The sequence below is a fragment of the Corynebacterium sp. MSK008 genome (assembly GCF_030232585.1).
Taxonomy (GTDB): Bacteria; Actinomycetota; Actinomycetes; order Mycobacteriales; family Mycobacteriaceae; genus Corynebacterium.
The window spans coordinates 273,929-296,469 of the sequence record NZ_JASPJX010000001.1; the positions used below are offsets into that span (position 1 = coordinate 273,929).

Below are 22,541 nucleotides of genomic sequence, written 5' to 3' on the forward strand. Positions count from 1 at the left end.
GAAGGGCACTGCTCCTAGCAACAACGAAGAGGAGATACGTGTCCGGAAAGCTACGCGTTCACGAGTTGGCCAAACAGCTCGGCGTAACAAGTAAGGAACTGCTCGCCACGCTCAAGGAGCAGGGTGAGTTTGTGAAGACGGCGTCGTCGACTATCGAGCCGCCCGTCGTGAAGAAGATGAAGGCGCACTACGCCAAGCAGGCTGGTGGCGACGACGCTGCCGATGACAAGAAGGCCGAGTCTGCGCCGAAGAAGCCGCCGCTGAAGAAGCCGGGGCAGAACCGTGCGAAGGCAGCGGCGCCGAAGCCTGCGTCCCCGAAGCCGGCCGCTCAGGCGAAGCCGACGGATGACAAACCGGCTCCGGGTGCGCCGAAGCCAGGCGCACCGAAGCCTGCGGGCGGCGAGTCCGCTCCGAAGCCGGGTGCCCCCAAGCCTGCTGCAGCCAAGCCGGGCGCTCCGAAGCCCGCGGCGAAGCCGGGCACCCCGAAGCCAGCTGCAGCCAAGCCGGGCGCTCCGAAGCCGGGCGCTCCGAAGCCCGCTGCCAAGCCGGGTGCGCCGAAGCCCGCTGCCAAGCCGGGTGCCAAGGGTGGCGCTCCGACCCCGGGCGCAATGCCGCGGCCGGTGCCGAAGCCAGGTCGCCCGCGTGTGGCGAACAACCCGTTCTCGTCCAACACCGGTGGCGGCCAGCGTCCGCCGCGTCCGGGCGGTGGGCGTTCGGGTGGCGGCCGTCCCGGATCAGGTCAGGGTGGCCCGCGTCCCGGCGGCGCACGCCAGGGCGGCGGCTCCCGTCCGTCCCCGGCAGATATGCCTGCAGGTCCGTCCCCGACACAGATGCCGTCGAAGGCGGCCGCCCCGGGCGGTCGCGGTCGCGGCGGCGGCCGTGGTCGTGGCGGCGGACCGGGCGGTCCCCGTTTCGGTGGGCCGGGCGGCGGTTTCCGCGGTCGTGGCGGCCGTCGCGGCGGCACCGCAGGTGCATTCGGACGTCCGGGTGGTGCACCCGGCAAGCGCCGTAAGTCCAAGGGCCAGAAGAGGGCTGAATACGAGGAGATGCACAAGCCGAACGTCATCGGTGGCGTTCGTCTCCCCGACGGCGGCGGCAAGACCGTCCGTCTGCGCCAAGGCGCGACCCTGTCTGACCTGGCGGAGAAGATCAACACTGAGGCGTCGTCGCTCGTGCAGGCGCTGTTCAACCTCGGTGAGATGGTGACGGCGACGCAGTCCGTGTCCGAGGACACGCTGCAGCTGCTCGGCGCCGAGATCAACTACGAGGTGCAGATCGTCTCGCCTGAGGACGAGGACCGCGAGCTGCTCGAATCCTTCGACCTGCAGTTCGGCGAGGACGAAGGCGGCGAAGACGCGCTGGAGCAGCGCCCGCCAGTGGTCTCCGTCATGGGCCACGTCGACCACGGTAAGACCCGTCTTCTGGATTCGATCCGTAAGGCAAACGTGGGTCGCGGCGAGGCCGGCGGCATCACCCAGGGCATCGGCGCGTACCAGACCGAGGTCACCCTCGAGGACCAGCCGCGCAAGATCACGTTCCTGGATACCCCGGGCCACGAGGCGTTTACCGCCATGCGTGCCCGCGGCGCCAAGTCCACCGACTTGGCCATCCTGGTCGTGGCGGCGGACGACGGCGTGATGCCGCAGACCGTCGAGGCGATCAACCACGCCAAGGCGGCGGAGCTGCCGATCGTGGTTGCGGTGAACAAGGTGGATAAGCCGGAGGCTCAGCCGGACAAGATCCGCGGCCAGCTCACCGAGTACGGCCTCGTGCCGGAAGAGTACGGCGGCGACACCATGTTCATCGACATCTCCGCGAAGCAGGGCACCGGCATCGACGACCTGCTCGAGGCTGTGCTGCTTACCGCGGACGCGGCGCTCGAGCTGACGGCGAACCCGGACATGGACGCCCAGGGCGTGGCCATCGAGTCCCACCTGGACCGCGGCCGTGGCCCGGTCTCCACCGTCATCGTGCAGCGCGGTACCCTGCGCGTCGGCGACTCCATCGTCGTCGGCGGCAACTTCGGCCGCGTGCGCCGCATGGTCGACGAGTGGGGCGACGACGTGGAAGAGGCGGGCCCGTCCCGCCCGGTCCAGGTCCAGGGCCTCAACGGTGTCCCCGGCCCGGGCGACAACTTGCTCGTGGTCGAGGACGACCGCGTTGCCCGCCAGATTGCGGCCCAGCGCGACGCCCGTCAGCGTGCGGCGATGCAGGCGCGCCGGAAGAAGCGTGTGTCCCTGGAGAACCTGGATCAGGCTCTCAAGGAGCGCAGCCAGCTCAACCTCATCCTCAAGGGCGACAACGCCGGTTCGGTGGAAGCCCTGGAGGAGGCGCTGCTCAAGATCGAGGTCGACGACGAGGTCCAGGTCAACATCATCGACCGCGGTGTCGGCGCTGTGACCCAGACCAACGTCACGCTCGCGGCGGCGTCGGACGCGATCATCATCGGCTTCAACGTCCGCGCCGACGGCAAGGCCACCGAGGAGGCCAACGCCGAGGGCGTGGAGATCCGCTACTACTCGGTGATCTACCAGGCCATCGAGGAAGTCGAGAACGCGCTCAAGGGCATGCTCAAGCCGATCTACGAGGAGCGCGACCTGGGCGAGGCGGAGATCCGCCAGATCTTCAAGGCCTCCGCCGTCGGCCTCATCGCCGGCTGCATGGTCACCGAGGGCAAGGTCAAGCGCGGTGCGAAGCTGCGCCTGCTCCGCGACGGCAACGTCATCACCCCGGACGCGACCATCGAGTCGCTGCGCCGAGAGAAGGACGACGCCAACGAGGTGGCCAAGGGCTACGAGTGCGGCATGGTGCTGTCCTACCCGGACATTCAGGTCGGCGACATCATTCAGACCTACGAGATGGTCGAGGTGCCGCGCGACTAGCGCTGCCGCGTGATACACGTCGCAAAGCAATTGCTTATCGACGCTAACCCCCGTTCCGCGCGAGCCCCGCGCAGGGCGGGGGTTACACTATTGAAAGTTTCGGACAAAGGAGTTGAGCATGGCTGACAACCCTCGCGCACAGCGCCTGGCAAAGCAGATTCAGACGATCGTCGCATCCGCCATCGAGCGGGAAGTGAAGGATCCTCGCTTGGAGCTGGTCACCGTCACTGACACCCGCGTCACCGGCGACCTGCACGACGCGACCATTTACTACACCGTCCGCGGGCGCGGCATCAACGACGAGCCGGATTACGACCAGGCCGCCGAGGCGCTTAACCGCGCCCGCGGCCAGATCCGCAAGATCGTGGGCGACCAGCTCAGCGTGCGCTTCACCCCGACGATCTCCTTTGAGCGCGACACCGTCCCGGAGTCGTCCGCCCACATGGAGGAGCTGCTCAACCGGGCCCGTGCCCGCGATGAGGAGCTGGCGAAGCTGCGCGCGAACGCGAAGCCGGCGGGCGAGAGCGACCCCTACAAGCGCACAGGTGACGATGTCTAGCCAGGCACCGGTGTACCTCCCGGAGGCGGCGGCGCAGTTCGAGGCCGCCGCCTCCCGTGTGCGCGCAGCCGAGAAAATCTCGGTGGTCGCGCATATCAAGCCGGACGCGGACGCGATCGGCTCCGCCTGCGCGCTGGCGTTTGGTCTGGAGAAGCTGGGCAAGGATGTGCAGGTCTACATCGGCCAGCCGTTGCCGCACTCGGCGAACATGCGCACCATCCCGGGCGTGGACCGCATCCACTACGGAGCGTCACTGCCTGACGACGGCCTCGTGGTCACCGTGGACTGCGCCTCCGCCGACCGCACCGGCTCGCTCATGCCGGCGATTATGGAAGACCCCTCGCGGGTGATTGTGATCGACCACCACAACACCAACCCCGGCTTCGGCGGGATGAACCTGATCGTGGAGAGCGAATCCACCACTGTGATGGTCCGCGAACTGCTGGGCTGCCTCGACGCGGAACTGGACCCGGACATCGCCTACTGCTTGTACGCCGGCCTGGTCACGGACACGGGCAGCTTCCGCTGGGGCACGCCCCGCATGCACGTCTTCGCCGCCGAGCTCATGGAGTACGGGCTGAATACCCGTCAGATCGCGCTCGACCTGATGGACACGATGGGCCCGGTGGACATGCAGCTGATGGGCGAGGTGCTGGCGAAAACCCAGATCGTGCCCACCAAGGGACTGTCCGTGGCGGTGCTGACTATCCCAGTCGGCATCCACTCGCGTATGAGCCAGACGGCGGTTGAGTCGATTATCGATTACTCCCGCTCGCTGGAGGGCACCGACGTCGGTGTGGTGCTGAAAGAGCAGGCGCCGAAGCACTGGGCGATGTCGCTGCGCTCGGTGGTGGTGGATGTTTCCGCCGTCGCGCAGCAGCTCGGCGGCGGTGGCCACTGGGCCGCCGCCGGCTACTCCGCCACCGGCACCCGCAACGAGGTCATCCGCAAGCTTCTCGACGCGTTCCCGGAGCCCGATGAGTAACTGGCAACCAGCAAAACCACGTTCGATGGGCCGCGAGATCCTGATGCTCGCCCTGCCCGCGCTCGGCGTCCTGGCGGCTAACCCGCTGTATCTGCTTCTGGATACCGCGGTGGTGGGCCGGCTCGGCACCGCCGAGCTCGCAGCGCTTGCGGCGGGTGCGGCGATCCAGTCCACGGTGACGACGCAGCTGACGTTTTTGTCCTACGGCACCACAGCGCGTAGCTCGCGGTTTTTCGGCGCGGGCCAGCGCGACAAGGCGGTGGCGGAGGGGGTGCAGGCCACGTGGGTGGCGCTAGGCGTCGGCACGCTGCTTGCGGTCATCGTCGGGCTGTTCGCGCAACCTCTCGCCCAAGCGCTTGCCGGCGACTATGAGACGAGCGTGCGCGCGGCCCAGTGGATGCGCGTGGCCGTTTTCGCCGTGCCGTTGACGCTTGCGATCATGGCCGGCAACGGCTGGATGCGCGGGGTGCAAAACACCAAGCTGCCGTTTTACCTGACACTGTGCGGGTTGATCCCAGGCGCGATTCTGCTGCCGATCCTGGTGGGGCGCTACGGGCTCGTCGGCTCGGCGGTGTCCAACGTGATTGGCATGGGGATTACCGCCGCGCTGTTCGTGGTGGTGCTGGTGCGTGAGAATGCCAGGTACGGCGGCAGCTGGGCGCCACGGTGGAGCGTGATCAAGCGCCAGCTGGTGCTGGGCCGGGACCTGATTTTGCGCTCGCTGTCTTTCCAGGTCTCGCTTCTCGCCGCCGCGGCTGTGGCCGGCCGGATCGGGGTGGTGGCGCTGGCGGCGCACCAGCTCATGCTGCAGCTGTGGAACTTCCTCACGCTCGTGCTGGACTCGTTGGCGATCGCGGCGCAGACGCTGACCGGCTCCGCGCTGGGCCGCGGAGGGGCGCAGCAGGCCCGTGCCGTGGGCCTGCAGGCGCTGAAGTACTCGATGGTGTTCGCGGTGGCGCTGTCAGCCGTGTTCGCGGTGTTCGCTGTGCCGATCCAGAGCATTTTTACGTCGGACCCGGAGGTCGTCGAGACGCTGCGGGTTCCCTGGTTCCTGCTCATCGGGATGATCCTGGTTGGCGGGGCGGTCTTCGCCCTCGATGGCGTGCTGCTCGGTGCCGCCGACGCCGCATTCCTGCGTAACCTCACGCTGTTTTCGCTGCTCGGGGTGGCGCTGCCGATCATCCTGGCCTCCGGGGCGTTCGGCTGGGGGCTGACCGGCATCTGGGTCGGGCAGCTCGCCCAGGTCGTCGCGCGATTGATTGGCGTGGTGTGGAGATTCCGCTCAATGCGATGGGCCGTGTCTGGTGTGGATGGTAAAAATGAGGAATGACCACCACGCTCTGGGCCGTCAGCGACCTGCACGCGGCGGTGAAGCGCAACGGCCCGAAAATAGACGCAATCCAGCCGACGGACCCCTCAGACTGGCTCATCGTCGCGGGTGACGTCGCCGAGCGCCCGGAGCTGATCATCCAAGTGATGAAAGAGCTGGCCAACCGCTTCGACACCGTGGTGTGGGTGCCCGGCAACCACGAGCTGTTCTGCCGTTCCGCGGACAGGCACCGGGGCCGCGAGAAGTACACGATGCTGGTGCAGGCCATGCGCGCAATCGGTGTGATCACCCCGGAGGACCGCTACCCGGTCTTCGGCGGGGTAACCATCTGCCCGCTTTTTACCCTCTACGACTACTCGTTCCGCGCCCGCAACCTCACCGTGGAAGAAGCGCTCGCCGCCGCGCACGAAAACAACGTGGTGATGACCGACGAGGTCGCCATCGCCCCCTTCGTGGACATCCGCGCCTGGTGCTGGGACCGGCTGGCGTACACCACCAAGCGGCTTTCCCGTATCAACGGACCCACAATCCTGATCAACCACTGGCCACTGGTGCAGGAACCGGTGCAGCGCATGCAGTGGTCCGATATCGCACTGTGGTGCGGCACCCGACACACGCGAACCTGGGCCCAGCGCTACAACGCGAAAGCGGTCGTGTACGGTCACCTGCATATGCCGGGGGTGACAACTGTCGACGGAATCGAGCACATCGAAGCGTCTCTCGGCTATCCGCGCGAATGGGAGCGATTCCCATCCGCGCAGCCGTTCCCGTACCCGGTCATGGAGGTTGAGCAGTGATGCAAGACGTCGCGCTGTTCCCTCCCGAGGCACGCTGCGTGTTCTACCTGACCGGTGATTCGACTGATGCTGTCGACCTGACCCGCTACGAGGACCTCCACCCCGACGAGCGCAACGAGGTCAGCGCCGCAGTGGACGTGCGCAAAGGCGAATTCGGCGATGCCCGCTGGTGCGCGCACCAAGCGCTGCGCGAACTCGGCGTGGAATCAGCCGGGGCCATCCTGCGAGGGGAGAGGGGCATGCCGCTGTGGCCGGAGGGGTTCACCGGCTCCCTCACGCACACCGACGGGTTGCGCGCCGCCGTAGCCGCCTCCACCCGGCACGTGCACTCCATGGGCCTGGACGCCGAGCCAGCCGAGCCGCTCCCGGACGGAGTGCTGCGGTCCATCGCCAGTGCTTCCGAGATATCGATGGTGCAGCGCCTCCAGGCCGACGGCTACACATGGGCCGACCGCCTGCTGTTTTGCGCCAAAGAAGCCACCTACAAGTGCTGGTACCCGATGACCCGGCGCTGGCTGGACTTCGACGAAGCCGAAATCGAGCTGCGCACCGACGGGTCCTTCACCTCCCGGCTTTTGGCCCGCCCAGCCCCGGTGCCGCTGTTCGAGGGCCGCTGGGTTGAGCGCTGCGGCTACGTGGTCACCTCCACCTACGTGCGGTAGCGCGGGAGGGGCGGGGGCGTCTCTCGGCACCGGCCCCGACCGCCCCAGCCAGCCCCGAGCGCTGCCCCCAGCCGGCCCCGACCGCCCCAGCCAGCCCCGAGCGCTGCCCCCAGCCGGCCCCGGCGTCTGTTTCCAGCTACAAGGATCCAGCTAATCGCTATATTTTGGACGATAGCTGGGTCTTACTAGCTGGATCCGCGGGATTGGGGGGGGCAGGCGCGGGAGATCGGGGCGCGGAGGTCGGCGCGGGCTGGGGGCCAAGCGAGGGGGGACCGGATGGAGACCGGGATTGAGACCGAGCGAGGGCGCGCAGCCGCCCAGACCGCGCCCCTACAGCGTCGAGGGGCGCGCCACGAACACTGTGGCCAGGCGTTTGCCCTTCTCCTTGACCAGCGCCACCGCGCGTCCGTCCGGGCCCACCGCCGCGTGGACGCCTTTGAGCCCGCGCGGCTCCAGCCACTTGCCCATGGCCAGCGCGTCGTACTCTTCGGTCGTCACGTCGAGCACCGGCCACGCGCGAACTAGCGCCTCGTCCAGGCTCAGGGACAGCTCGGCGGCGTCCTCGAGCTGGTCGAGGGTGCGTGCGTCGGTGAGGGAGAAGGAGCCGACGCGTGAGCGTCGTAAGGCAATCAAATGCCCCCCGACACCGAGGGCGGCGCCGAGGTCGCGCCCGAGCGAGCGGATGTAGGTGCCGGAGGAGCAGTGCACGCGCGCATCGACGTCCACGAACTCTCCGTCGCGGCGGATCTCGCCCAGCTCAAACGCGTGGATGGTCACTTCGCGCGCGGGGATGTCCACCTCCTCGCCGGCGCGCACCAGCTCGTGCGCGCGCCGCCCGCCGATCTTGATCGCGGACACCTTCGACGGCACCTGCATGATCGTGCCGGTCAGCTTCGCCACCTCGGCGCGGATCGCCTCATCAGTCACGCCAGAGGCATCATGCTTTTCGACGATCGCGCCCTCGGCATCATCCGTCGTCGTCGACGCGCCCAGACGGATGGTGGTTTCGTACACCTTGTCCTCCGCCACCAGGTGGGCTAGCAGCTTCGTGCCGCGCTCGATGCCCGCCACCAGCACCCCGGTCGCCATGGGGTCGAGCGTGCCCGCGTGGCCGACTTTGCGGGTGCCGAAGAAGCGGCGCAGGCGTGCGACAACGTCGTGGCTGGTCATGCCAGCAGGCTTGTCCACGACGACGATTCCGGAAGTGGCGAGGGGATCGTTCATGCCACGCGATTATGCCGTACTGTGTTCGCCGTGGATATTCTGCGCGGGCTTTCGAGTGCGCCGGATTCCTTCGCGGAAACCGGCACGGTGGTCACTATCGGTGTGTTCGACGGAGTGCACCGGGGCCACCAGCTGCTCATTTCCAAAGCGGTGGAGACCGCGCGCGAGCTCGGCGTGCCGTGCGTGGTGATGACCTTCGACCCGCACCCCGTAACCATTTTCGCCCCGGAACGCGCGCCTAGGGCGCTGATGCCTCTCGACGAGCGCGCCCGCCACATCGCCGACCTCGGCGTGGACGCACTGCTGGTCATCGACTTCCGCGAAGAGCTGGCGGGCCTGACGCCCGCGCAGTACATGGACGACGTGCTGGTTTCCACCCTGGGCGCGAAGCATGTGCTGGTGGGGGAGAACTTCACCTTCGGCCGCGACGCCGCCGGCACCGCCACCGACATGGCGCAGCTGGGGGAGCAGGCGGGCGTGGACGTGACCATCGTCAAGCTGCTGGGTGAGGGCGAGGTGCGGATTTGCTCGACTGCCATCCGCGACCACCTCTCCGGCGGCGACGTCGCCTTGGCCACGGATTTTATGGGCCGGCCGTTCTCCGTCATCGCGCCGATTGAGCGCGGCGCGGGCCGCGGCGGCAAGGAGCTGGGCTACCCGACGGCGAACCAGTACGCCTCCGACACCTCCGCGGTGCCCGCGGACGGCGTGTACGCGGGGTGGCTGACCATCATCGATGACGGCGAGATCGACGGCGACATGCAACCCGGCGTGCGCTACCCGGCGGCTATTTCCGTGGGCACCAACCCCACGTTCGGCGACGCCCGGCGCAGCGTGGAGTCTTTCGTGCTGGACCGCGACGCGGACCTCTACGGACGGATGGCCCGCGTGGAGTTCGTGGAGAAGGTCCGCGACATGCTCAAGTTCAACTCCGTGGACGAGCTTTTGGAACACATGTCCCGCGACGTTTCTCGTACCCGCGATATTCTCGGGGCATGACCACCAAGCTGATCCTGGATTTGGACACCGGCATCGACGATGCCCTGGCTCTCGCGTACGCGCTCGCTTCGCCGGAAGTTGAACTTATCGGCGTGACCTGCACCTACGGCAACGTCGTGGTGGAGCAATCCGTGCGCAACACCCTGGCAATTCTGGAACTGTTCGGCCGCACGGATGTGCCGGTGTTTGCAGGTCCTGGGCACGCGCGCGCCAAGGACTCCTTCGAGGTCCAGGAAATCTCCGCGTTCATCCACGGCAAAAACGGTATTGGCGAGGCGGAGATCCCGGACGCCGCCCGCCAGGTGGAGGAGACCTCCGCCGTCGACTTCTTGGTTGAGTCGGTGGCGCAGTACGGCAACGATCTGCTGATCGTGCCCACCGGCCCGTCCACCACAATCGCCGCCGCGATCGAGGCGTCCAACGTGTTCCGCGACGGCGCGCAGATTGTAATGATGGGCGGTGCGCTGACCGTGCCAGGCAACGTCACGGCGTGGTCGGAGGCGAACATCCACCAGGATCCGGAGGCGACGGACCTGATGTTCCGCAGCCTGCGCTACGTCACCATGATCGGCCTGGATGTCACCCTGAAGACGCTGCTGACCACGGCTGAGACCGCGAAGTGGTCCGCGCTGGGCACCACCGGCGGCAACTTCCTCGCGGACATCACGAACTACTACATCGACGCGTACAAGACCACCTCGCCGCACCTGGGCGGCTGCGGCCTGCACGACCCGCTTGCGGTGGCCGTGGCGATCAACCCGGGGCTGGTGGACACCTTGGGCATCAACATGAAGGTGGATGTGGAGGGTGAAACACGCGGGCGCACCATCGGCGACGAGACCCGTCTCAACGACCAAGACAAGCACGCCGCCGTCGCCGTGCGGGTGGATACTGCCGGCTTCTTGGAGGAGTTCATGCGCCGGTTGACCGGTTTGGCCCGCGAGACCCCGGTCGTGTAACGTCTCCCAAGGTCTTGCGCCAATTGACTGTGGTTCGCGGCAGTTGCGGCGCAGCGAAGACTTTTTCCGTAGAACGCGAACTGAAACAACCAAGGAGTACCTCATGGCACTGTCCACTGAGAAGAAGGCTGAGATCCTCAAGGCCTACGGCCTGCACGAGACCGACACCGGTTCCCCGGAGGCTCAGGTTGCGCTGCTGACCGAGCGCATCAACAACCTGACCGAGCACCTCAAGGACCACCAGCACGACCACCACTCCCGTCGTGGCCTGCTGCTGCTCGTCGGCCGTCGTCGCGGTCTGCTGAAGTACCTGCGCGAGAACAACGTCGAGCGCTACCGTGACCTGATCGGTCGCCTGGGTCTGCGCCGCTAAGCGTCGTCAAGCCGTCGCAAAGCTTCGGCCCAAAAAGAACGCCTCACCTGCGTGGTGGGGCGTTTTTTGTTATCATCATTGGCCGTTGCATGAGAAACACGACAAGGCGGCACCGATGATCGCCACGAACCTTCAAGGAGAGGGATCCTTTTGAGCAATTTCAAGCCAAAGAATGCTTTCGACGTCCACGTGGACGAGGAATTTGGCATCACCGAGGCAGTAGCAACCTTGGACAACGGCGACTTCGGTTCGCGCACCATCCGTTTTGAAACGGGCCAGCTGGCCCGCCAGGCGGACGGCTCCGTAACCACTTACCTCGACGACGAGACGATGATGCTGGCCACCACGACCGCATCCAACCAGCCGCGCGAGGGCTTCGACTTCTTCCCGCTGACTGTGGACGTGGAAGAGCGCATGTACGCAGCCGGCAAGATACCGGGCTCCTTCTTCCGCCGCGAAGGCCGTCCCTCCACCCAGGCGATCCTGGCGTGCCGCCTGATCGACCGCCCGCTGCGCCCGACCTTTGTCAAGGGCCTGCGCAACGAGGTGCAGGTGGTTATCACCGTGCTCTCGCAGCACCCGGAGGAGTACTACGACGTCGTGGCCATCAACGGCGCGTCTGCCGCGACCCAGCTGTCGGGTCTGCCGGTCTCCGGCCCGGTAGGCGGCGTGCGCATGGCGCTGCTGGCAGACGACAAGCACCCGGAGGGCCAGTGGGTGGCGTTCCCCAACCACGAGCAGCACGAGCGTTGCCTGTTCGAGATGGTTGTGGCCGGCCGCATGGTCGAGCGCAAGCGCGGCCGCAAGACCGAGGAAGACGTCGCCATCATGATGGTGGAGGCTGGTGCCGGCGTGAACGTGGTCAAGCAGATTGAGGCCGGCTACCCGGTACCGACTGAGTCCACCGTCGCCGAGGGCATCGAGGCCGCCAAGCCGTTCATTGAGACGCTGTGCCGCGCCCAGCGCGGCCTGGCAGACGAGATGGCCAAGGAGACCAAGGAGTTCCAGCTCTTCCCGGCGTACTCCGACAAGGTGTTCAATGCCGTGGAGAAGAAGGCGTCCAAGAAGCTGGGCAAGCTGCTCACCATCAAGGGCAAGGCCGAGCGCGACGAGGCCACCAACGAGTACATGGAAGACATCGAGGAGAGCCTTCTCGACGACTTCGACATCGACGACGATGACCGCGAGGAGTACGCGGCAGCGTCGAAGGAGATCCGCGCGGCCTACAACGCGCTGATGAAGCAGATCGTGCGCGAGAAGATCCTCGCCGAAGGCTTCCGCATCGACGGCCGCGGCGTGACCGACATCCGCGACCTCGAGGTCGAGGTCGAGCTCATCCCGCGCGCCCACGGATCCGCCCTGTTCGAGCGCGGCGAGACCCAGATTCTCGGCGTGACCACCCTGGACATGCTGAAGATGGAGCAGCACCTGGATTCTTTGCACCCGGAGGACTCCAAGCGCTACATCCACCACTACAACTTCCCGCCGTACTCCACCGGTGAGACCGGCCGCGTCGGTTCTCCGAAGCGCCGCGAGATCGGCCACGGCGCGCTCGCTGAGCGCGCGCTGCTGCCGGTGATCCCGTCGCGCGAGGACTTCCCGTACACCATCCGCCAGGTCTCGGAGGCGCTGGGCTCCAACGGCTCGACCTCCATGGGCTCGGTGTGCGCCTCCACGCTGTCGCTGTACAACGCGGGTGTGCCGCTGGCCGCCCCGGTGGCCGGCATCGCCATGGGCCTGGTCTCCGGCGAGGTCAACGGCGAGACCGAATACGTTGCGCTCACCGACATCCTGGGCGCCGAGGATGCGTTCGGCGACATGGACTTCAAGGTCGCCGGCACCCGCGAGTTCATCACCGCGCTGCAGCTGGACACCAAGCTCGACGGCATCCCGTCGAAGGTGCTGGCGGACGCGCTGAACCAGGCGCGCGACGCGCGCGACGCCATCCTGGACACCATGGCCGAGGTCATCGAGGGCCCGGATGAGATGAACTCGCTCGCCCCGAAGATCACCACCGTGAAGGTCCCCGTGTCCAAGATCGGCGAGGTCATCGGCCCGAAGGGCAAGACGATCAACCAGATCACCGAGGACACCGGCGCCGAGATCTCCATCGAGGACGACGGCACCGTGTTCGTCTCCGCCGCTTCCGGCGAGGCAGCGGACGCCGCGATTGAGAAGATCAACGCGATTGCCAACCCGCAGATGCCGAAGGTGGGCGAGCGCTACCTAGGCACCGTGGTCAAGACCGTTGCGTTCGGCGCGTTCGTGTCCATCATGCCGGGCACCGACGGCCTAATCCACATCTCCAACCTGGGTGGCAACACCCGCGTGGAAAACGTCGAGGACGTCATCAACGTCGGCGACAAGGTCGAGGTGGAGATCCGCGACATCGACAACCGCGGCAAGATCTCGTTGGTCCCGGTCGAGGACGGCGAGTAAACCGACAGGTAGTCGTCGAAAAGCGGGCGCTCTCGTGGCGAGGGCGCCCGCTTTCTTGCTTATCGACGTTTCACGTCACGGCAAGAATCGCAACTTCTTGCCCAGATCCAGCGCAGTGGTCATGAGCTCGCCGTAGTACCTGCGCGGCATCTGCTTCGGGCCGCGCATTGGCATGATCCGCTGCTGGGAGATGTTTTTGACCTCGGTGTACTTCGTCAGGCCCTCGGGGCCGTGACGGCGGGCCACACCCGACTCCTTCACGCCGCCGAGCGGGGTGGACACGGATGCCCAGGTTGCCGCGTAGCCGTCGTTGATGGTCACGCCGCCGGCTTGCACCTGTTCGGCGATCTCCCAAGCGGTGTCGGGAGCACCGAAAACGGAGGCGTTGAGGCCGTAGTTTGTGTTGTTAGCCAGGCGGATCGCCTCATCGGTGTCCGCCACCCGCTGGACGTAGACGACGGGTCCGAAGACCTCCCGGGTGAGCAGGTCAGCGCTGTCGGGCACGTCGGTGAGCACCGTCGGTTCGAAAAAGAACGGCCCAAGGTCCGGGCGGGGTGTGCCGCCGGTGACGACGGTCGCGCCCTTGGACACGGCGTCGTCCACGAACCGTTGCACGGTGTCCAACTGGTCCTGGTTGATCAGCGAGCCCATCTGATAGTTCCAGTTCAAGCCCGAACCAAGTTTGATGCGGTTGGTGGCATCACGGAACGCGCCGATGAAACGGTCGAAGACCTCGTCAGGCACGTAGATGCGCTCGATGGAGACACACAGCTGGCCGGAGTTGGAGAAGCAGGCGGTGGCGATGGTGTCGATGTGGGCCTCGATGTCCGCATCCGGCGCGATGATCATCGGGTTTTTGCCGCCGAGCTCGGCGGAGTAGCCCACGAGGCGTTCGCCGACAACCTTGCCCAAAAGCTTGCCGGTGGCGGTGGAGCCGGTGAACATGAGGTAGTCGCATTGCTGCGCGATCGCCTGGCCCACCTCGCTGCCGGTGCCTGTGACAATCTGGAACACGTCGTGCGGAAGGCCGGCGTTGAGCAGGAGGTTCAGCGAGATGATGTTGGAAAACGGGGTGTTCAGGTCCGGCTTGGCAATCACGGCATTGCCGGCTACGAGCGCGGCGAGCGCATCGGAGATGCCGAGCGCAAGCGGGTAGTTCCACGGGCTGATCTGGCCGACGATGCCCTTCGGTACGCGCTGCTCGACGGTCTTTGTGATGAGGGGAAATGCGCCCGGTCGCGCCTTCATCTCCAGCTCATCGGCGGCGATGTTGGCGTAGTAGCGGGCGTTGTTCATCACGTCCAGCACTTCGTCGTACGCCGCGGTGCGGTCCTTGCCAGTTTCAAGCTGGACGATGTCCGCGAGAAGCTCACGGTTTTCCTTGACCAGGTCGTGGAAGCGTTCCAGCAGAGCGGCGCGGTACTTCACCGGCTTTGCGGCCCACAACGGCTGCGCGCGGCGGGCGAGCCTGAATGCCTCATCCACGTCTGCGGCGGTGCCGACACCGACCCAGCCGAGTTCCCCCTCGAAGAACGGGGAATTGACTGCCTTGCGCTCGCCTGTGTACAGGGAGCCGGTCGTCGCGTTGGTGGTGAATTTCTGCAGCCGGTCGAGGAAATCGGCGGGAAGCGGTTGTTCTTTCAAGCGAGTGATAGCCATGAAATCTCCGTAACAATGGTTGAAAGAGAAGCGCACCCCAGCACCGGCGGCGCCTGCGGGGGTGCAGGGCCAGCGGTCCTGGGGTGGATACGGGGTTAGAAGGGGCAGCCGGCGGCGCGGCGCTCGTCCGCGTCGCCGTCCTGAGCGCCGGTCTTGGGGGCGTCCTTGGGCGCGCTGTCCGCGTCGTTCTCGCCTTGGCCGTGGTAGGCGTCGGCAAGCTTCGGCTCCTTGTACTTGCCCTCGATCATTCCGGCCTTGATCATCATCGAGCGGCCCGGTTCCATGTAGCGCTTGTCCTCCGGGAGGATCGTGAAGAGCTTCTTCACCGCCTTCGCAATGCGGTCGAACCTGCGCTGGTCCTTCTTGGACCACGGCAGGTCCAGGATCTTGCGCTGTTTGTCGCTCAGCGTGCCGTAGGTCAACCAGATGACGCTGTTCATCAGCGGTTTCCAAATGACCTTCCACACGGCTTCCGGCACGCCGTCCGGGGCCTTCACCGGTTCCACGCGGGCGGTGCGCAGGGCGAAATCGACTGTTTCGTTGCGCTCGAGGACCTCATCCTCCATCTCCTCGAAGTACTTGATGTAGCCGTCGAGGGTGTCGATCACCGGGCGCTCGGACATGCCGTACATATCCCACCAGGTCACGCCTTCCTGAATGATCTGCTCCTTCTCCGCACGGGTGAAGGGGGTGCCGAAAAGCTCCTGCGCCCAGATGACGCGCCAGACGAAGGTGGCGTGCGCCCACCAGTACACGTCCGGGTTCAGTGAGTGGTAACGCTCGCCGTTGCGCAGCTTGCCCTTGATGGTGTGGTGGTAATCGCGGATCATCTTGGCGCGCGTGCCGTCGTCGTAGATGGAGTAGATGATCTGCGGGGTGGAACGCTCGAGGCGTGCGAAGGGCTCGTCGAAAAACTTCGAGTGATCCAGCAGCGACTGGCCGATCGCCGGGTGCATGTTCTGCAGCACGCCGGTGTAGCCGCGCAGCAACTGCAGACGCTGGTCAGATCCCCACTTCCACAGCAGGGAATCCGGGCCCAGCGGCGCCCGCTTCAGCTCCCGCTTGGCTCGCTCCGGTTTGTCCAGGTTATCTGGTTGGGCGAAGCGGGTATCTTCCCCAGAATCGTTCTTACGGGCGTCTGCTCCTTCAGGTGCAACTGCTTGAGACATCGCGTCTTCCTTTCCCTGCTGAGGTGTTTGTTGCTTTATGTGAAGTGTAATACACCGAAATAGTCACTGCGGGTTAGGTCACGAGTATTGTGACGGAAACAAGCGGCCGAGCTGTTAAACCCCTTACATAGCGTGTGTTACGGTGTTCCAAATCATAAGTGATTACCGTGATGGCAGCCGTCGATACGCTGGCGGTTTGGTGTCCGGCCACGGGCGGAAGGAATTGCCATGGGAAGGATCAACAAAACGAAAGCTGGTGTCGCTCTGCTCGCCGGGCTCATCGGCTTCGGCGCGACGGGCGTTGCGGTAGCGCAGGGCGGGCTGACAGCCAACCTGGCGTTGTCCGGAACGTTTTTTAAGATCAGCATGACCCACCTTGAGGGGGAGGGCTTGAGCATCTTCACCGACAGTGAACAGATGGCCAACGACACTCTTCCTGTCGCGCGGCTCAAGTTCGAGCATGCGTATGCGTCGAACCTCTGCCTGTCCGCTGCGTTGCCCGACGTGCCCGTGGTCGGCGAGAGTACGTTCACGTTGAAGGCGCTCGGCGACAACAGCGTTGAGGTCCGCGACCTCGTCGTGGGTGCCACGGACATCAAGGGTGCACTCGATCTGACGGACGCCTCGGTAGGTGCCGATGCCAGCCAATTCAACTCCATGGCGCCACAGGGCACGTGGGGTCTGCACGCAAATAAGGTCACGCTGAGTGCGGAGGACATTCGCGCCACCTCCGTCGGCGCGAAGAAGCTCATAGCCTCCGGTGTGGTTGTTGACGTCTCTCGGGGAATGGCCGATGGTTGCACAAGCTAGCACCGACCCGGAGGACGACGACTTCTTCTTCGGGGATGACGGCGGCGATTCCGAGAACCCTCACGACAGCGCTGCCGATGCCGCAGCCCCTGCAACCCGCAGGAGGCGAGGGGCGACGCGTCGCGACGGCGAGCACCGCACGCAGCGGGCGTCCGTACGGGAACGGTTCGCAACCTGGAGGAAACAGCGCCCTTTTCTTCCCGGCTTGCTCGTGATCCTCTCTGGCGTGGTGATGCTCGCGCCGGCCTACTTCACTATCCGCGTGTCCGACCTGCTGGTGATGATCGCGACCATTTCAGGAGTATCCACGCTGCTGATCGGCGCCGCGCTCATCATGTTCGGCATCGGGATGTGGCTGCAGCCGTTTGCCGCACCCTACCTGGGCGTGATGAGCATCTTGGTCGCCATCATCGCCCTGCCCACGTCGAATCTGGGCGGGTTTGTGGTCGGCTCGTTGCTGGGCATTATCGGGGGCGCTCTCGGTCTCGCGTGGGAAGACACAGACGCGACACCGAAGGGCAGGCATGCGCGTGGCGGGAAGAGGGAGCAGGCACCTCCGGATTCGGAGCACGAAGACCCAGCGGTGCCGGGCGGAGGGGAAACGCCCCGCCCAGGAGGATCAACCAAAATCGATCTCGCCTCACTGCGAAACGCCAAAACGGTGGCCATCGCAATCGCGGCTTCGGGCCTCATCGTCGCCAACATGGGAGACGAACCTGCGGTGAACGCCCAAGAGACGGCGCCTGAGCAGCTGCAGATTCCTGCGCTGCCGGAACTGCCGTCGGTGCCCACCCTGCCGCAGCTGCCGAGCTTGCCCAACTCGCCCGACATCAAGCTGCCGCTGGCGCCGCAGCTACCTTCGGTGTCGGCGCCACAACCCCCAGATCCGCGTAATCTCCTGACATATCCCGAGCTCGAGCCGACGCGCACGATTGCGCCGCAGAACCTCAGCACCGTGACCGCAGACAACGTCGCTATCTCCGGCAATGTTCGCGCAACGATGGGCATGGTCACCATCGGAGATGTGCCGACTCGGACGCTAATCCTTACCGGCGACAGACTCACCGCGCGCAACCTTGCACTGGAAGTGCCGGGTTTCTCGGCGCGCGGCCTGCTGACCACCGGCCCGGTGGAGACCAAGGTCTACGACGGGCCGGTGACCGTCGTAGCCACGGGACTGACCGCAACCCCAGTGGTTGCCGGGGTGCCCACGGTGCCGGTGACAGTGGATCTTCAGGGCTCGCTCGGCGACATACTCGCCCAGTTGGGTGTGCCGGATGCTCGCCCGGTACCGAACGTCCCCGTGCCCAACTTTGTGATGGACCGGATATCGCTCGGCGGGGTCACCATGCAGATGGTCAGCCTCGACGGGCTGCACCTGCACGCGCCCGCAGTGCAGTTGAGGGTGCCGAAATAACGCTGGAGAAGTTGGAAGGGCCGTCGGTTGGAAAACCGGCGGCCCCTCTGTTGTGTGTCTTAACTAGTCTCGGCGCGCTCGAAGGCGCGGGATGCGATTGGCACCATGCGGGCCTTACGCGGCAGCACTGAGAAAACGGTGCGGGTGGCGCGGGAGAAGACGTTGAGCTTTCGCTGGTCCGACTTTGTCCACTCAAGGCCAAGGGAGTTGCGGACCTTCTCCGGAAGCAACCCGATGGACACCCACAAGAGCAGCTTCGACGCGTACGGCGCGATCGGCTTCCACGCCCAGCGCGGCACTGACGGATCTGGGGGATCCAGCGTCAGGCCGTTCATGATGCGGGAGCGGTCGATGGTCTCGCTCGGTCCCAGCTTGTCGTACATGGCATCCATGTAGGCGACGTACTCGTCGTAGGATTTCGGGGCACCTTCCGGCTCGGCAACACCGTAGTAGCTGTACCACGTGCGCGACTCCTGGAAGAGCTGCTCACGCTCGGCGCGCGTCATGTCGGGCATGAAGTTGCCCGCCAGAAGGTACGGCATGGCGGTAAACGTCGCGTGCGCCCAGTAGTAGACCTCTGGGTTCAGCGAGTGGTAGCGCGAGCCGTCCGGGTGGGTGCCCTTGATGTCCTTGTGGAAGTCGCGGATCATCGCGCCGACTTCCGGGCCCTCGTACACCGTGCGGATGATCGGGAACGCGGAGCGGACGAGGCGGGCGACCTCGTTGTCGAACACGTTGGACTGCTGCACCAGGGAGCGGCTGATGTCGCGCTGCGCGATCTGCAGCACGCCGGCGCTCAGCGCCACGAACAGGGAGCGCCAGTCGCCGAAGCGCTGCCACAAAATAGAATCCGGGCCGAGCTCGGGCAGGCCGCTGGTGTCTACTGCAACAGCTGGAACGTCTTGCTCACTCGGCGCGATGTTGGCGGAGGGTTTCAGGGTGGTCATCGTGTCTCCTCGGAAGTGTTCGTTCGTCGCGGTCTAGCTTGCGGCTTCGCTTCGGGTGCGGCGGGATGCGGCCTGGTAGTTCTCGGCGCGGGCGAAAGAGTGCACGTCCGGATCGAACTCGACGAGGGCTGCCTTCAGCCCGCGGACGGTGCCGGGTTGCACGCGCCACTTATCAGACTTGACGGTCAGTGCGCCGGGGCCGCGGATTTCCAGTTGGCGCACGTACCTGCGTGCGTAGTCGCCGCGCGCCTCAAACACGGCCCAGGACTTCTGGTCAAATTTCGGGTCAGGGGTGTGGTAGTCCACGAACAGGGCGTTTGGCAGGCCGACGACGTCCACGCCGTTGTGAAGGTACAGCTCGTCTGCGCTGATGTTCGCCCGGCCGGGGACGCCGATCCACGGGGAGGGTTCGCCGGTGGCGCGGATCAGCACGTCGAAAAGCTCAGTGCGTGTCTCACCGCCGCGGGTGTAGCTGACCTCCCACTGTCCTTCTGCGGGGTTCCATTCGGCGCCCGTGACCTCGGCACCACCTGTGAATGTCGCACCGCTCGCATCGACAGCCGCCTCGAGGTGCGCGATAAGGGAGCGCGGGGTGCCGTCCGTAGTTGTGCGCTTCAAATACGGGGTGCGGAAGTGCTGCCGCCTGGACACCGTGGGCGCGTCCGGGGCGGTGAGATGGCCGCCGATGTACTCCTGGCGGTCGAACAGTGTGGTGTCGAAGCCGGAAAACGCGCACTCCGCTGCAGCGGTGCAACCAGAGATACCAGCGCCGACAACCGCCACCGTGGGGCGGCGATAGGGGTCAAACATCACTTAAACCTTTCACACAGACTCTCCGGCGCCACTTTTGGGCGTCAGTGTGTTCCCGTTCACTCTAGACGCTTGCTAGGTGCGGTGTCGCATAAAGGCTCAGAATGTTAGCGACGAAATTCATCCCGATCGTCGCCGCGGCCAGGTTCATCTACTGGCCGCTCGCCGTGGCCGAACAGCTCATCGCGCTTCTTGTAGGCGTACAACCCGGCAAGGGGAGAAAAGCCAAGGAGGAATCCCCAGCGGCGCTTGGAGTCTTCCTCCATGTCGCTGCGGTAGATCTCCTTGGAGGTGTTGCCCAGGGCGACGATGTCGCCAATGGCCAGCAATGCCACGAAACCGAGTCCAAGCCAAGAAATGAGACTCATTGTTGCCTCCTACTTCTGAAAGTCCACGACCACGCGGGTCGGGTTCTCCAACAGGTACAGGTTGTACGGACGCTGAGCGTTAAGGCCCACGATGTACTGGGCGTCCGCTTCGAAGATTCCGCCGTCGGCGATCTCCTGGATGCCACCGGCCGCCACTCCGGAGGGGTCGGCCTTAGCCAAGTCGGCATCGCTTAAGCCCATCGACCACGGCACGCCCTGGATGATCAGCTCGAAGTACGCATTGCCAGCCGGTACGAGCGGCAGCCCGGAGGCCTGCTGGCGCGGGTCTGCGGTGTAGCCAGCCAACACGTTCGGCGTGCCGGTGCCAGATAGCTCCACCACGACGCGGTCGACGTCTTCGTGGGAGCCGGCCCGGACGTCCTCGATCTGTAGCTCGGGGTGGCCCGGGTTCTGTAAGTGAGTGTCTTCCAGGGTGAACGGGGTGGCGGACTGGCCGCCTGCCGGCGCCGCCGCTGCGGAGACGTCCTTGGTATCCGCCTCCGACGTGTCTTCTGCGGTCGCGGAAGTGGATGCCGGTGCAGTGGAGGTCGCAGCGGAGGTCGTGGGTGAACCCGCTTCCGGCTCAGCAGACGAACCGGTGTCTCCCGTTTCTGCGCCGCAGCCCGCAACGGTCAAGGCGGCCGCCGCGAGTGCTGCGTACACGGCTCGGCGGCGGGTGGGGCTGAACTTGCGGCTGTGGAGTGTCATAGTCCCACCCTAGCGGGGCTACCATGGCCAGCGGAGACAAACAGAAAGGACACCCATGATCAAAGTTGGAGTGCTTGGGGCGACCGGCAAGGTCGGCTCCGCCGTTGTTACCGGTGTGGAAAAGGCAGATGACCTGCAGCTCGCCGCACAGGTGAGCGCTGGTGACTCGCTGCAGGTGCTGGTGGACGAAGGCGTGGACGTCATCGTCGACTTCACCACCCCGAACGCCGTGATGGACAACCTGGAGTTCTGCATTAATAACGGCATCCACTGCGTGGTGGGCACCACCGGCTTCGACGACGAGCGCTACCAAAAGGTGCGCGACTGGTGCGTGGCAAACGAGGGCGTGGGAGTGCTCATCGCCCCGAACTTCGCCATCTCCGCTGTGCTCACCATGGCGTTCGCCCGCCAGGCCGCACCGTTCTTTGAGTCCGCCGAGGTCGTGGAGTTCCACCACCCGAACAAGCTGGACGCGCCTTCCGGCACCGCGGTGAAGACCGCGCAGGGCATTGCGGATGCGCGTAAGGAAGCGGGCCTGACCGACATGCCGGATGCCACCGAGCAGGCGCTCGACGGCTCGCGCGGCGCGAACGTCGACGGCGTGCCGGTGCACGCAGTGCGCATGCAGGGCATGGTCGCGCACGAAGAGGTCATCTTCGGCACCACCGAGCAATCCCTGACCATCCGCCAGGATTCCTACGGCCGCGAATCCTTCGTCCCCGGGGTGCTCACCGGGGTGCGCGAGGTGGCGAACCGCCCGGGCCTGACGATTGGCCTCGACGCCTACCTCGGGTTGTAGATGCAGGTTGAACTCATCGCGGCCACCGCACTTAGGGTCCCGGTCGCAGAGGGCATCACCCAAGGCGAGGGTGCGGTTGCCTACGCCTTGCTTAGCGACGAACCTTCGGCCGCCCTCCTTCGCCGCAACGCCGACGACTTGGCGGATTCGCGCGCGGCCATGCTGGAACACGCCAGCGCCACCCTGCATATCCGGGGTGTCTCGCGCGACGCGGCAGCCGCGGTCCGCGGACACGGCTTGGCAGTCAGCGAACACGCGGCGCAGGGCGCGGTGATCCCGGCCGCGATCGCGGCAGACGAGGAGCTCACGCGGTTGTTCGAGGCTGCCGTCGAGGAGGCGGAGTTCGTCCGCGGCGAGCTGCTGCACGCGCTGGAGGACGCGATGGTGGACGAGCCGAATGCGCTGGTGAGGCGCAAGCGCTCGCAGGAAGCGGCGGACGCGCTTGTGCCCGCTGCGGCCGCGACCGAGCTGGTCGCTACTGGCACCTACCGGGCCTGGCGCGAATTCATCGGCACACACAACGGCAAGTTCGAGCACGAAGAGATCCGTCAGCTCGCACTTGCTGTGCTCGAGGTCATGCAGGGCGAGGCGCCGCTGCTTTTCGGCGATTTGGCCGAAGGGGAACGTCGATAAGCAATTGCTCGC

The 22,541-nt window shown here is 65.7% G+C and carries 21 protein-coding genes; 14 read left to right on the forward strand and 7 right to left on the reverse strand.

Features of this window, described 5'->3' with window-relative positions; all coding sequences use genetic code 11:
* Nucleotides 1-38: 38 nt before the first annotated feature.
* The 6 genes from infB to QP996_RS01325 all read left to right on the forward strand — a co-directional run bounded on the left by infB (nucleotide 39) and on the right by QP996_RS01325 (nucleotide 7,215).
* Nucleotides 39-2,882, forward strand: coding sequence for a translation initiation factor IF-2 (gene infB / locus QP996_RS01300; RefSeq protein WP_284870831.1), 2,844 nt, complete (start codon nucleotides 39-41; stop codon nucleotides 2,880-2,882).
* Between the two features lie 118 nt (nucleotides 2,883-3,000).
* Nucleotides 3,001-3,441, forward strand: coding sequence for a 30S ribosome-binding factor RbfA (gene rbfA / locus QP996_RS01305; RefSeq protein WP_284870832.1), 441 nt, complete (start codon nucleotides 3,001-3,003; stop codon nucleotides 3,439-3,441).
* Complete coding sequence (locus tag QP996_RS01310) at nucleotides 3,434-4,426, forward strand: DHH family phosphoesterase (protein WP_284870833.1); 993 nt, start codon at nucleotides 3,434-3,436, stop codon at nucleotides 4,424-4,426. The genes rbfA and QP996_RS01310 overlap by 8 nt, the downstream gene beginning before the upstream one ends.
* 25 nt (nucleotides 4,427-4,451) lie before the next feature.
* Nucleotides 4,452-5,756: an MATE family efflux transporter gene (locus tag QP996_RS01315; RefSeq protein WP_284870834.1), complete on the forward strand. Its 1,305-nt coding sequence runs from the start codon at nucleotides 4,452-4,454 to the stop codon at nucleotides 5,754-5,756.
* A complete protein-coding gene (locus QP996_RS01320) occupies nucleotides 5,753-6,553 on the forward strand; it encodes a metallophosphoesterase family protein (RefSeq protein WP_284870835.1) in 801 nt (266 codons plus the stop codon). The genes QP996_RS01315 and QP996_RS01320 overlap by 4 nt, the downstream gene beginning before the upstream one ends.
* On the forward strand, nucleotides 6,553-7,215 hold the full coding sequence (locus QP996_RS01325; protein ID WP_284870912.1) for a 4'-phosphopantetheinyl transferase family protein: 663 nt from the start codon (nucleotides 6,553-6,555) through the stop codon (nucleotides 7,213-7,215). The genes QP996_RS01320 and QP996_RS01325 overlap by 1 nt, the downstream gene beginning before the upstream one ends.
* A 330-nt stretch (nucleotides 7,216-7,545) precedes the next feature.
* On the opposite strand, the gene truB is transcribed toward QP996_RS01325, so the two are convergent.
* Complete coding sequence (truB, locus tag QP996_RS01330) at nucleotides 7,546-8,439, reverse strand: tRNA pseudouridine(55) synthase TruB (protein WP_284870837.1); 894 nt, start codon at nucleotides 8,437-8,439, stop codon at nucleotides 7,546-7,548.
* 30 nt (nucleotides 8,440-8,469) lie between these two features.
* Between truB and QP996_RS01335 the strand changes: the two genes are divergently transcribed.
* From QP996_RS01335 to QP996_RS01350, 4 genes are all read left to right on the forward strand, one after another.
* Nucleotides 8,470-9,438 carry a bifunctional riboflavin kinase/FAD synthetase gene (locus QP996_RS01335; RefSeq protein ID WP_284870838.1) on the forward strand — a complete coding sequence of 323 codons (969 nt, stop codon included), beginning with the start codon at nucleotides 8,470-8,472 and terminating at the stop codon, nucleotides 9,436-9,438.
* The gene (locus QP996_RS01340; protein ID WP_284870839.1) at nucleotides 9,435-10,397 is read left to right on the forward strand and encodes a nucleoside hydrolase; all 963 of its coding nucleotides are present in this window, start codon (nucleotides 9,435-9,437) and stop codon (nucleotides 10,395-10,397) included. Before QP996_RS01335 ends, QP996_RS01340 begins: the two co-directional genes overlap by 4 nt.
* A gap of 103 nt (nucleotides 10,398-10,500) precedes the next feature.
* Complete coding sequence (gene rpsO, locus QP996_RS01345) at nucleotides 10,501-10,770, forward strand: 30S ribosomal protein S15 (RefSeq protein ID WP_070474158.1); 270 nt, start codon at nucleotides 10,501-10,503, stop codon at nucleotides 10,768-10,770.
* Between the two features lie 150 nt (nucleotides 10,771-10,920).
* Nucleotides 10,921-13,209, forward strand: a complete 2,289-nt coding sequence (locus tag QP996_RS01350) for a polyribonucleotide nucleotidyltransferase (RefSeq protein WP_284870841.1) — start codon at nucleotides 10,921-10,923, stop codon at nucleotides 13,207-13,209.
* A 75-nt stretch (nucleotides 13,210-13,284) separates the two neighbouring features.
* On the opposite strand, the gene QP996_RS01355 is transcribed toward QP996_RS01350, so the two are convergent.
* Together QP996_RS01355 and QP996_RS01360 are read right to left on the reverse strand one after the other, a co-directional pair.
* Nucleotides 13,285-14,868 (reverse strand): succinic semialdehyde dehydrogenase, encoded by a 1,584-nt coding sequence (locus QP996_RS01355; protein ID WP_284870842.1) that lies wholly within the window; start codon nucleotides 14,866-14,868, stop codon nucleotides 13,285-13,287.
* A 95-nt stretch (nucleotides 14,869-14,963) separates the two neighbouring features.
* Complete coding sequence (locus QP996_RS01360) at nucleotides 14,964-16,037, reverse strand: oxygenase MpaB family protein (protein WP_284870843.1); 1,074 nt, start codon at nucleotides 16,035-16,037, stop codon at nucleotides 14,964-14,966.
* Nucleotides 16,038-16,265: 228 nt separating this feature from the next.
* On the opposite strand from QP996_RS01360, the gene QP996_RS01365 reads away from it, so the two are divergent.
* Complete coding sequence (locus QP996_RS01365; protein ID WP_284870844.1) at nucleotides 16,266-16,847, forward strand: DUF6230 family protein; 582 nt, start codon at nucleotides 16,266-16,268, stop codon at nucleotides 16,845-16,847.
* Nucleotides 16,831-18,264, forward strand: a complete 1,434-nt coding sequence (locus tag QP996_RS01370; protein ID WP_284870845.1) for a DUF6114 domain-containing protein — start codon at nucleotides 16,831-16,833, stop codon at nucleotides 18,262-18,264. Before QP996_RS01365 ends, QP996_RS01370 begins: the two co-directional genes overlap by 17 nt.
* Before the next feature lie 59 nt (nucleotides 18,265-18,323).
* On the opposite strand, the gene QP996_RS01375 is transcribed toward QP996_RS01370, so the two are convergent.
* From QP996_RS01375 to QP996_RS01390, 4 genes are all read right to left on the reverse strand, one after another.
* Nucleotides 18,324-19,211 carry an oxygenase MpaB family protein gene (locus QP996_RS01375; RefSeq protein ID WP_284870847.1) on the reverse strand — a complete coding sequence of 296 codons (888 nt, stop codon included), beginning with the start codon at nucleotides 19,209-19,211 and terminating at the stop codon, nucleotides 18,324-18,326.
* A 33-nt stretch (nucleotides 19,212-19,244) separates the two neighbouring features.
* Nucleotides 19,245-20,021: an NAD(P)-binding protein gene (locus QP996_RS01380; RefSeq protein ID WP_284870848.1), complete on the reverse strand. Its 777-nt coding sequence runs from the start codon at nucleotides 20,019-20,021 to the stop codon at nucleotides 19,245-19,247.
* A gap of 107 nt (nucleotides 20,022-20,128) precedes the next feature.
* Nucleotides 20,129-20,389 (reverse strand): hypothetical protein, encoded by a 261-nt coding sequence (locus QP996_RS01385; protein WP_284870849.1) that lies wholly within the window; start codon nucleotides 20,387-20,389, stop codon nucleotides 20,129-20,131.
* Nucleotides 20,390-20,398: 9 nt separating this feature from the next.
* Nucleotides 20,399-21,097, reverse strand: a complete 699-nt coding sequence (locus QP996_RS01390; RefSeq protein ID WP_284870851.1) for an AMIN-like domain-containing (lipo)protein — start codon at nucleotides 21,095-21,097, stop codon at nucleotides 20,399-20,401.
* Between the two features lie 55 nt (nucleotides 21,098-21,152).
* On the opposite strand from QP996_RS01390, the gene dapB reads away from it, so the two are divergent.
* A complete protein-coding gene (gene dapB / locus QP996_RS01395) occupies nucleotides 21,153-21,896 on the forward strand; it encodes a 4-hydroxy-tetrahydrodipicolinate reductase (protein ID WP_284870852.1) in 744 nt (247 codons plus the stop codon).
* On the forward strand, nucleotides 21,897-22,529 hold the full coding sequence (locus tag QP996_RS01400) for an FAD-dependent thymidylate synthase (RefSeq protein ID WP_284870853.1): 633 nt from the start codon (nucleotides 21,897-21,899) through the stop codon (nucleotides 22,527-22,529).
* Nucleotides 22,530-22,541: the final 12 nt, after the last annotated feature.

Excerpts from the sequence above, each read along its gene's own strand:
- rbfA (WP_284870832.1), top strand. The coding sequence starts at position 3,001 with ATGGCTGACAACCCTCGCGCACAGCGCCTGGCAAAGCAGATTCAGACG.
- QP996_RS01310 (WP_284870833.1), top strand. The coding sequence starts at position 3,434 with ATGTCTAGCCAGGCACCGGTGTACCTCCCGGAGGCGGCGGCGCAGTTC.
- QP996_RS01315 (WP_284870834.1), top strand. The coding sequence starts at position 4,452 with ATGGGCCGCGAGATCCTGATGCTCGCCCTGCCCGCGCTCGGCGTCCTG.
- QP996_RS01320 (WP_284870835.1), top strand. The coding sequence starts at position 5,753 with ATGACCACCACGCTCTGGGCCGTCAGCGACCTGCACGCGGCGGTGAAG.
- QP996_RS01325 (WP_284870912.1), top strand. The coding sequence starts at position 6,553 with ATGCAAGACGTCGCGCTGTTCCCTCCCGAGGCACGCTGCGTGTTCTAC.
- truB (WP_284870837.1), bottom strand. The coding sequence starts at position 8,439 with ATGAACGATCCCCTCGCCACTTCCGGAATCGTCGTCGTGGACAAGCCT.
- QP996_RS01340 (WP_284870839.1), top strand. The coding sequence starts at position 9,435 with ATGACCACCAAGCTGATCCTGGATTTGGACACCGGCATCGACGATGCC.
- rpsO (WP_070474158.1), top strand. The coding sequence starts at position 10,501 with ATGGCACTGTCCACTGAGAAGAAGGCTGAGATCCTCAAGGCCTACGGC.
- QP996_RS01355 (WP_284870842.1), bottom strand. The coding sequence starts at position 14,868 with ATGGCTATCACTCGCTTGAAAGAACAACCGCTTCCCGCCGATTTCCTC.
- QP996_RS01360 (WP_284870843.1), bottom strand. The coding sequence starts at position 16,037 with ATGTCTCAAGCAGTTGCACCTGAAGGAGCAGACGCCCGTAAGAACGAT.
- QP996_RS01365 (WP_284870844.1), top strand. The coding sequence starts at position 16,266 with ATGGGAAGGATCAACAAAACGAAAGCTGGTGTCGCTCTGCTCGCCGGG.
- QP996_RS01370 (WP_284870845.1), top strand. The coding sequence starts at position 16,831 with ATGGTTGCACAAGCTAGCACCGACCCGGAGGACGACGACTTCTTCTTC.
- QP996_RS01375 (WP_284870847.1), bottom strand. The coding sequence starts at position 19,211 with ATGACCACCCTGAAACCCTCCGCCAACATCGCGCCGAGTGAGCAAGAC.
- QP996_RS01380 (WP_284870848.1), bottom strand. The coding sequence starts at position 20,021 with ATGTTTGACCCCTATCGCCGCCCCACGGTGGCGGTTGTCGGCGCTGGT.
- QP996_RS01385 (WP_284870849.1), bottom strand. The coding sequence starts at position 20,389 with ATGAGTCTCATTTCTTGGCTTGGACTCGGTTTCGTGGCATTGCTGGCC.
- QP996_RS01390 (WP_284870851.1), bottom strand. The coding sequence starts at position 21,097 with ATGACACTCCACAGCCGCAAGTTCAGCCCCACCCGCCGCCGAGCCGTG.
- dapB (WP_284870852.1), top strand. The coding sequence starts at position 21,153 with ATGATCAAAGTTGGAGTGCTTGGGGCGACCGGCAAGGTCGGCTCCGCC.
- QP996_RS01400 (WP_284870853.1), top strand. The coding sequence starts at position 21,897 with ATGCAGGTTGAACTCATCGCGGCCACCGCACTTAGGGTCCCGGTCGCA.